This is a genomic window from Burkholderia sp. BC1, assembly GCF_052683555.1.
Genome location: NZ_JBQYLP010000029.1, coordinates 71,367 through 79,216, shown reverse-complemented (window position 1 = coordinate 79,216; position 7,850 = coordinate 71,367). Strand labels below are relative to the sequence as shown.

Genomic DNA, 7,850 nt, shown 5'->3' with positions numbered 1-7,850 from the left:
AGATGTGTATAAGAGACAGGCAGCGCGCTGCGCGCCTTCCTTGCTCCCCATGTACAAAGTTATCGCCACCGATCTCGACGGCACCCTGCTGAACAGCGACCACCAGCTCGATCCGTACACGATCGAGACCGTCCGCCGGCTCGACCGCGACGGCGTGCAGTTCGTGATCGCAACGGGGCGCCACTACGCGGACGTCGCCGGCATCCGCGACGTGCTCGGCATCCGCCCGTACCTGATCACGTCGAACGGCGCGCGCGTCCATGCGCCGGACGATACGACGATCCACGCGCAGGACATCGATCCGGCGATCGTCCGCCGTCTCGTGCTGCCCGAGGTCGCGGGCGCGCACGGCCGCGTGATCGTCAATCTGTTTACCGAACACGGCTGGCTGATCGACCGCGATGCGCCGCACCTGCTCGAATTCCATCAGGACTCGGGCTTCCGGTACGAAGTGATCGACATGCTCGCGCACGACGGCGCGGACATCGCGAAGGTGCTGTATATCGGCGAACCGGCCGATCTGGCGGTCGTCGCCGAGCAGATGCGCGTGCAGTTCGGCGATGCGCTGTACGTCACGTACTCGCTGCCCGACTGTCTCGAAGTGATGACCGCGAACGTGTCGAAGGGCCGCGCGCTGCGTGCGGTGCTCGGGCGGCTCGGCGTCGACGCCGGCCATTGCGTCGCGTTCGGCGACAACATGAACGACATCGACCTGCTCGAAACGGCCGGCCATGCATTCATGATGAACAACGCAAACCCGGATCTGATCGCGCGGCTGCCGCACATCCCGCGGATCGGCAACAACTTCGACGCGGGCGTCGCGCGCCATCTGCGCACGCTGTTCGCGCTCGAGGATCTCGCTGCGTCCTGAGTCCCGACATGAAAAACGGGCGCCCGCGGCGCCCGTCAAATGACTTGCCTCTATCTTCTTGTGCAGCGTGAGGCTCGCTGCTCTGCTCGCATGACCCCGTAGTGGTTACTCGCTTGTGCGAGCGGATGCCGTCGGCAGCAGGTCGACCGCGTCGTCGCGGCCCGCCACCAGCGGGTAGATGACACCGGCGAGCGCCGCACCGATCAGCGGCGCGATCCAGAACAGCCAGAGCTGGCCGATCGCATCGCCGCCGACGAACAGCGCCGGGCCGGTCGAACGAGCGGGGTTCACCGACGTGTTGGTGACCGGAATCGAGATCAGGTGAATCAGCGTCAGGCACAGCCCGATCGCGATCGGCGCGAAGCCTGCCGGCACGCCGCGCTTGTCGGTCGCGCCGAGGATCACGAACAGGAAGAAGCCCGTCATCACGACTTCGCAGATGAACGACGCCGCGAGCGAGTAGTGGCCCGGCGAGCGCTCGCCGAAACCGTTCGTCGCGAAACCGCTGCCGACGACGTCGAAGCCCGGCTTGCCGGTCGCGATCAGATACAGCACGAACGCGCCGATCGTTGCGCCCACCACCTGTGCGACGATGTACGGGACGAGGTCGCGTGCCGGGAAGCGCCCGGCGACCGTCAGGCCGACGCTCACGGCCGGATTCAGATGGCAGCCCGAAATGTGGCCGATCGCGAACGCCATCGTCAGGACGGTGAGCCCGAATGCGAGCGCGACGCCGGCAAATCCGATGCCGAGGCCCGGGAAGGCGGCGGCCAGCACGGCGCTGCCGCACCCGCCGAGCACCAGCCAGAACGTGCCGAATACCTCTGCAGCGAGCCGCTGAGAAAGATTCATGTGAGGACCTCGTTCAAGTGGGTTGAAGACAAACCGGCGACGGTTACGATTTAGCCGCCGTCCGGAATTGGTCTGGATTATAGGAAATGAAACGCCGCATCGTGGTCAACGATTGTTAAATTTGAGTAGCTGACAAATCGCTTTATTAGAATAAGTCCGCATTCTCGATATATGCGGACCGGTTAAAAATGTCGGCATTAATTTCGATTGGCACGGCGCAGGACGGATTGAGCGGGGGCCGTGTCGCGGCGGATGCGCCGGGGCGCATCATGGAAAGGGGAGTCAAAAAATGTCTCAATACGCAAAACTCAAGGCCCAGATCGCCGAATTGCAGGCTCAGGCGGACGAGGTGCGGCGTCAGGAAGTCGAAGCCGTGATTGCCGATATCCGGCGCCTGATCGACGAATACGGGCTGACCGCGCAGGATCTCGGCTTTGCCGAGCGCGCGCGCCGCGGCCGTCCGCCCAAAAAGGCGCCGCTGCCGCCGAAATACCGCGATCCGAAGACGGGCGCGACCTGGAGCGGTCGCGGCAAGCCGCCGAATTGGATCGTCGGCAAAAACCGCGACCGTTTCCTGATGGAGTGACCGACAGCCAAAGAAAGAGCCGCATCGTCGATGCGGCTCTTTGGTTTTACGCGCCGGATTTCGGCGCGATTTTCACCGGCTATTTCGCGCGGATTTCGGCGTTACGCGCCGGCCACGCGGCGCAATGCCGGCCGTCGGGCGTTCGTGCAAAGCGATTCGTAAGTTTCGACGTAGCGCTGCGCCATCGCCTTGGCGCTGAATCGCGTATCGAAGCGCGCGCGAATCGCGTCGCGCGACAGGCTGTCGATCCGGTGCAGCGCGCCGACCGCGCCTTGCACATCCTCGACGATGAAGCCCGTCACGCCGTCCTCGATCACTTCCGGCACCGAGCCGCGGTTGAACGCGACGACCGGCGTGCCGCACGCCATCGCCTCGATCATCACGAGGCCGAACGGCTCCGGCCAGTCGATCGGGAACAGCAGCGCCTTCGCGCCCGACAGGAACGCCGGCTTCTGCGCCTCGTTGATCTCGCCGATGAACTCCACGTGCGCCTGGCCGAGCAGCGGCTCGATCACTTCCTTGAAGTAATCGGCGTCGGCCTTGTCGACCTTCGCGGCGATCTTCAGCGGCAGCCCGCTTTGCGCGGCGATCCGGATCGCGGTGTCGACGCGCTTTTCGGGACAGATGCGGCCGAGGAACGCGAGATATTCGGGCTTCACGTCCGGCTGCGGCGTCAGCAGCGTCTCGGGCAGCCCGTGGTAGACGGTGCCGGCCCACGCGGCCTGCGGCAGCGGCTTGCGCTGCGAATTCGAGATCGACACGACCGGCGCGTTCGGGAACGCGTCGAATACGGGCTGCAGCTCGGGCAGGTCCAGGCGGCCGTGCAGCGTCGTCACGTACGGCGTGTCGAGCCGCGACATCAGCGGAAACGGCAGATAGTCGAGATGGAAGTGCAGCACGTCGAATTCATGCGCGACGCGCGCCACCTGCTCGATCAGGCGCATATGGGGCGCCATCGAATCGCGGATCGACGGATCCAGCCGCAGCGCGCGCGGCCATGCCGCTTCGAGGCGCGCGGACGTCACCGAGTCGCCGCTGGCGAACAGCGTCACGTCGTGGCCGAGCTCGACGAGCGCCTCGGTGAGATAGGACACGACGCGTTCGGTGCCGCCGTACAGTTTCGGCGGGACGGCTTCATACAGCGGCGCGATCTGGGCAATGCGCATGGACGTTCTCCTGTGTCGACCCGGATTCGCGCCGCAGCGCTGGCCGGGTCCCATGTACCACGGTCGACCCGGGAGCGTTCGGCCCTGGCTCCGGGTCCCTTGTAAAACGGTCGGCCCGAACCGGCCGCCTCGACGTTGCTCGGGCCCTGCAAGACGGTCGATGGGGCTGGAAGCGGTGCCCCGGTGCGTCCTTCGATCCGTCCCAGCCGCGGGATGCGGCTCGCTCCGGTCCCGTACTGCGGTTGCGGAAAGTGCCGACGCTGCGGTCGACGGGTGTGGCGGGCCGGTTCGACGGGAACGGCGGGCCGGCGCCACGCGATGCCGGGGCGGTGCGACACGCGTCGTGTCGACGCCCGTTGGAGTCCATTATCGGGATCACTCGGCGGGGTTCGAGTGTTTTTTCAAACACTTAAGGCTTGTTACACGATGAAATACGCGAAAACCCGAATAAAAAGGGCACGGAAACACGAATGGAGATGGTCAACGCGATTGTTGCACCATCATGAAAAACCACTATAATTTTTACCGATTCGCGTCCCGGCATGCCTTGCCGGACGGCCCTCCGCGGCATATCGGCGCAGGTCTCGCCAAATCTCACGCCGCATTTCTCCTCATTCAACCTTTCAATTCGCCTTGTCGGAAAAATTCCTACACGGTTTACAGACAAATCCTGCACTGCATACGCCACTTCGCTGATACCGGTGCCATTCCCGTTTGGCCAAAATTCGCGCTGTAAGACTATAAACATGCCGACCGAGTGCATCAGGTGCGCCGGATCGAGCAAACGTTTCCATAAACATGAATGGCCAAAGCACCGCTTCTCACGGGGGAATCATGAGCGCCACCAGCGAAATGCTAGGCGAGATCAAAGAGGTCAACCTGTCGTACCTGCTGCTCGCGCAGCGCCTGCTGCGCGAAGACAAGGCAATGGGCATGTTCCGGATGGGCATCTCCGAGGAACTGGCCGACGTGCTTGCAAACCTCACGCTCGCGCAGACGGTCAAGCTCGCCGCGTCGAATCAGATGCTGTGCCGCTTCCGCTTCGACGATCACGCGCTGCTGTCGTCGCTCGCCGACAAAGGTCGCAGCGACGTCGTCGCACGCGCGCACTCGGCGATCCTGATGGCCGGACAACCGGTCGAAAGCGTCCGCTGATCCTTCCTGTCCTGCGTTCGTCCCGGCGCGCCGCGCCGGCGCCGGCGCATGGGCGCAGCATCCGAACAACGACACGCGAACGTTATCACCATGGCAAGCAAAAGCGTCGTGATCGAGGTGAAGGAAATCACCCTCGCCATCGAACTGATCGAACTGGGCGCCCGGCTGCAGTTGCTGGAGGCGGAGACGAGCCTGTCGCGGGATCGTCTGATCAAGCTGTACAAGGAACTGAAGGGCGTCTCGCCGCCGAAGGGGATGCTGCCGTTCTCGACCGACTGGTTCATGACGTGGCAGCCGAACATCCATTCGTCGCTGTTCTACAACATCTACCGCTTCATGCAGGATCACGGCCGCTGCGAGCCGATCCACGCGATCGTGAAGGCGTACCGGCTCTATCTGGAGCACGTCTCGCTGTCCGGCGACGAAGCGGCGCTGAGCCTCACGCGCGCCTGGACGCTCGTGCGCTTCTTCGATTCCGGGATGCTGCAGATGACGCCGTGCACGCGCTGCGGCGGGCATTTCGTCGCCCATGCGCATGATCCGCAGCAAGGTTTCGTCTGCGGGCTGTGCCAGCCGCCGTCGCGCGCGGGCAAGACGCGCAAGGCGGCAGCCGCGCGCGCCGAGCTGGCCGCCGCGGCCGCCTGAGGCGCGCCGCGCGGCGCATTGGCCGTGCCGCACGGCCGTCCGGCACGCGCGCGTGCGGCGTCATGCGCGCCGCGCCGCCCCCGGCGGATTGCTGGTAAACACCGTCCGCGTGCGCCCGCGCGGCCGCGAAAGTTTTCCTGCCCACTGCCGTAAACCACTTAACGGCGGTCTCCCCGCCGGTCTTTCGTGAGGGACAGGCAGTGCTGATTATCGTAGGAACACTCGTGACGCTGTTGTCCGTCTTCGGCGGTTATGCGCTGGCGGGCGGGCATCTGGGCGCGCTGGTCCAGCCCCTCGAAATCCTGATGATCGCGGGCGCCGGCCTCGGCGCGTTCATCCTCGGCAACGGCAGCAAGACGATCAAGGCGACGGTGCGCGTGCTGCCGACGCTGTTCAAGGGCTCGAAGTACACGAAGGACGTGTACATGGAGCTGATGGCGCTGCTGTATGTGCTGCTCGCGAAGGCGCGCAAGGAAGGCACGCTGACGCTCGAGGCCGACATCGACGATCCGGAGAAGAGCCCGATCTTCACGCAGTACCCGAAGATTCTCGCCGATCGCCACATCGTCGAATTCCTGACCGATTACCTGCGCCTGATGGTCGGCGGCAACATGAACGCGTTCGAGATCGAGAGCCTGATGGACGAGGAGATCGAGACGCACCACGCGGAAGGCGAAGGCCCCGCGCATGCGCTGATGCGCGTCGGCGACGCGATGCCGGCATTCGGGATCGTCGCGGCCGTGATGGGCGTCGTGCACACGATGGCGTCGGCCGACAAGCCGCCCGCGGTGCTCGGCGCGATGATCGCGCAGGCGCTGGTCGGCACGTTCCTCGGGATCCTGCTGTCGTACGGGCTGATCGGGCCGCTCGCGAGCCTCGCGGAGCAGCGCGTGGCCGAGTCGACGAAGATGTTCCAGTGCATCAAGGTGACGATCCTCGCGAGCCTGAACGGCTATGCGCCGGCGATCGCGGTCGAGTTCGGCCGCAAGGTGCTGTTCTCGCCGGAGCGCCCGTCGTTCGCGGAACTCGAAGAGCACGTGCGCCGCGTGAAGGCGAAATGACGCGGAGCGAGCGATGAGCAAGGGCAAGGAACGCGCGATCGTCGTCAAGCGGGTGGCCCCGCAGAAGAAGGGCCATCACGGCGGCGCATGGAAGCTCGCGTATGCGGATTTCATGACCGCGATGATGGCCTTCTTCCTGCTGATGTGGCTGCTGAGTTCGGTCACGCCGGTGCAGCTGAAGGGGATCGCCGAATACTTCAACACGCCGCTGAGGGCCGCGCTGTTCGGCAGCGGCGATCGCAGCTCGCAGGACTCGAGCATCATCAACGGCGGCGGGCGCGACCTGTCGAGCGTCGACGCGGGCACGCTGCGCCGCACCGACGGCACGACGCAGCTGGCCGAGCGCGTCGCGAAGCCGGCCGACGATACCGCGCAGGCGCGGATGCAGGGTGCGCTCGAGCGGCGCGAGCAGGTGCGGCTGCACGACCTGCAGATCAAGCTGATGGCCGCGATCGAAGCGAACCCGACGCTGCGCCAGTTCAAGCAGCAGATCCGCATCGACTCGACGCTGATGGGGCTGCGCATCGAGATCGTCGACACGCAGAAGCGGCCGATGTTCGCGATGTCGAGCGATCAGGTCGAGCCGTACATGCGCGACATCCTGCGCGAGATCGGCAAGACGCTGAACGACGTGCCGAACCGGATCATCGTGCAGGGCCACACCGACGCGGTGCCGTACGCGGGCGGCGAGGGCGGCTACAGCAACTGGGAGCTGTCCGCCGATCGCGCGAACGCGTCGCGCCGCGAGCTGATCGCGGGCGGCATGGACGAGGCGAAGGTGCTGCGCGTGCTCGGCCTCGCCTCGACGCAGAACCTGAACAAGGCCGATCCGCTCGACCCGGAAAACCGCCGGATCAGCGTGATCGTGCTGAACCGCAAATCCGAAGAGGCGCTGACGCGCGACGACACGACGACCACGACGCTGTCGGCCGACGCCGCGGGCTCGACGCAGCTCGCGCAGCAGCTCGCCGGTGCGCATCCGGCGCCGGTCGCGCCCGTTGCGGCCGCGCCGAAACCCTGATGTTGATTCGATTCGAGACACCCATGAAACGATCTTCACGCGCACGACGTCCGTTGCCGCCCGACAGCGCGGCCCGCCTTGCCGGTGCGGCAGGCCGGAGGCACGCATGATCCGGACCATTCTCGCGATCGACGATTCCGCGACGATGCGCGCGCTGCTGCACGCGACGCTCGCGCAGGCCGGCTACGAGGTGACGGTGGCGGCGGACGGCGAAGCCGGCTTCGACCTCGCGGCGACGACGCCGTACGACCTCGTGCTGACCGACCAGAACATGCCGCGCAAGAGCGGGCTCGAACTGATCGCCGCGCTGCGCCAGCTGAGCGCCTACGCGGACACGCCGATCCTCGTGCTGACGACCGAAGGCAGCGATGCGTTCAAGGCGGCGGCGCGCGACGCGGGCGCGACGGGCTGGATCGAAAAGCCGATCGACCCGGGCGTGCTCGTCGAGCTTGTCGCGACGCTGTCCGAGCCGGCCGCCAATTGACATGAACGC

9 protein-coding genes are annotated in these 7,850 nt (G+C 65.6%); 7 read left to right on the top strand and 2 right to left on the bottom strand.

Annotation, left to right across the window (positions count from 1 at the left end; genetic code table 11):
* Window positions 1-49: 49 nt before the first annotated feature.
* On the top strand, window positions 50-871 hold the full coding sequence (locus ACSHSS_RS16450) for a Cof-type HAD-IIB family hydrolase (RefSeq protein WP_006401405.1): 822 nt from the start codon (window positions 50-52) through the stop codon (window positions 869-871).
* A gap of 105 nt (window positions 872-976) precedes the next feature.
* On the opposite strand, the gene aqpZ is transcribed toward ACSHSS_RS16450, so the two are convergent.
* The gene (aqpZ, locus tag ACSHSS_RS16445) at window positions 977-1,723 is read right to left on the bottom strand and encodes an aquaporin Z (RefSeq protein WP_006401404.1); all 747 of its coding nucleotides are present in this window, start codon (window positions 1,721-1,723) and stop codon (window positions 977-979) included.
* 289 nt (window positions 1,724-2,012) lie between these two features.
* Between aqpZ and ACSHSS_RS16440 the strand changes: the two genes are divergently transcribed.
* A complete protein-coding gene (locus ACSHSS_RS16440; RefSeq protein WP_006401402.1) occupies window positions 2,013-2,309 on the top strand; it encodes an H-NS histone family protein in 297 nt (98 codons plus the stop codon).
* Between the two features lie 101 nt (window positions 2,310-2,410).
* Here the strand turns inward: ACSHSS_RS16440 and ACSHSS_RS16435 are convergent, their stop codons facing one another.
* Window positions 2,411-3,475, bottom strand: a complete 1,065-nt coding sequence (locus tag ACSHSS_RS16435; protein WP_006401401.1) for a glycosyltransferase family 4 protein — start codon at window positions 3,473-3,475, stop codon at window positions 2,411-2,413.
* Window positions 3,476-4,309: 834 nt separating this feature from the next.
* On the opposite strand from ACSHSS_RS16435, the gene flhD reads away from it, so the two are divergent.
* The 5 genes from flhD (at window position 4,310) to ACSHSS_RS16410 (ending at window position 7,841) form a co-directional block, all read left to right on the top strand.
* Window positions 4,310-4,630: a flagellar transcriptional regulator FlhD gene (gene flhD, locus ACSHSS_RS16430; RefSeq protein WP_006401400.1), complete on the top strand. Its 321-nt coding sequence runs from the start codon at window positions 4,310-4,312 to the stop codon at window positions 4,628-4,630.
* 90 nt (window positions 4,631-4,720) lie between these two features.
* A complete protein-coding gene (gene flhC / locus ACSHSS_RS16425) occupies window positions 4,721-5,275 on the top strand; it encodes a flagellar transcriptional regulator FlhC (RefSeq protein WP_006401399.1) in 555 nt (184 codons plus the stop codon).
* Window positions 5,276-5,475: 200 nt separating this feature from the next.
* Entirely contained in the window at window positions 5,476-6,336 is an 861-nt protein-coding gene (gene motA / locus ACSHSS_RS16420; protein ID WP_006401398.1) for a flagellar motor stator protein MotA, read from the top strand.
* A 13-nt stretch (window positions 6,337-6,349) separates the two neighbouring features.
* Window positions 6,350-7,357, top strand: a complete 1,008-nt coding sequence (gene motB / locus ACSHSS_RS16415; protein ID WP_123791041.1) for a flagellar motor protein MotB — start codon at window positions 6,350-6,352, stop codon at window positions 7,355-7,357.
* A 106-nt stretch (window positions 7,358-7,463) separates the two neighbouring features.
* Window positions 7,464-7,841, top strand: coding sequence for a response regulator (locus ACSHSS_RS16410; protein ID WP_006408310.1), 378 nt, complete (start codon window positions 7,464-7,466; stop codon window positions 7,839-7,841).
* Window positions 7,842-7,850: the final 9 nt, after the last annotated feature.

What these genes read in the sequence shown, in the direction of transcription:
- ACSHSS_RS16410 (WP_006408310.1), top strand. Translation starts at nt 7,464, where the DNA reads ATGATCCGGACCATTCTCGCGATCGACGATTCCGCGACGATGCGCGCG.
- ACSHSS_RS16450 (WP_006401405.1), top strand. Translation starts at nt 50, where the DNA reads ATGTACAAAGTTATCGCCACCGATCTCGACGGCACCCTGCTGAACAGC.
- ACSHSS_RS16440 (WP_006401402.1), top strand. Translation starts at nt 2,013, where the DNA reads ATGTCTCAATACGCAAAACTCAAGGCCCAGATCGCCGAATTGCAGGCT.
- motB (WP_123791041.1), top strand. Translation starts at nt 6,350, where the DNA reads ATGAGCAAGGGCAAGGAACGCGCGATCGTCGTCAAGCGGGTGGCCCCG.
- flhC (WP_006401399.1), top strand. Translation starts at nt 4,721, where the DNA reads ATGGCAAGCAAAAGCGTCGTGATCGAGGTGAAGGAAATCACCCTCGCC.
- flhD (WP_006401400.1), top strand. Translation starts at nt 4,310, where the DNA reads ATGAGCGCCACCAGCGAAATGCTAGGCGAGATCAAAGAGGTCAACCTG.
- ACSHSS_RS16435 (WP_006401401.1), bottom strand. Translation starts at nt 3,475, where the DNA reads ATGCGCATTGCCCAGATCGCGCCGCTGTATGAAGCCGTCCCGCCGAAA.
- aqpZ (WP_006401404.1), bottom strand. Translation starts at nt 1,723, where the DNA reads ATGAATCTTTCTCAGCGGCTCGCTGCAGAGGTATTCGGCACGTTCTGG.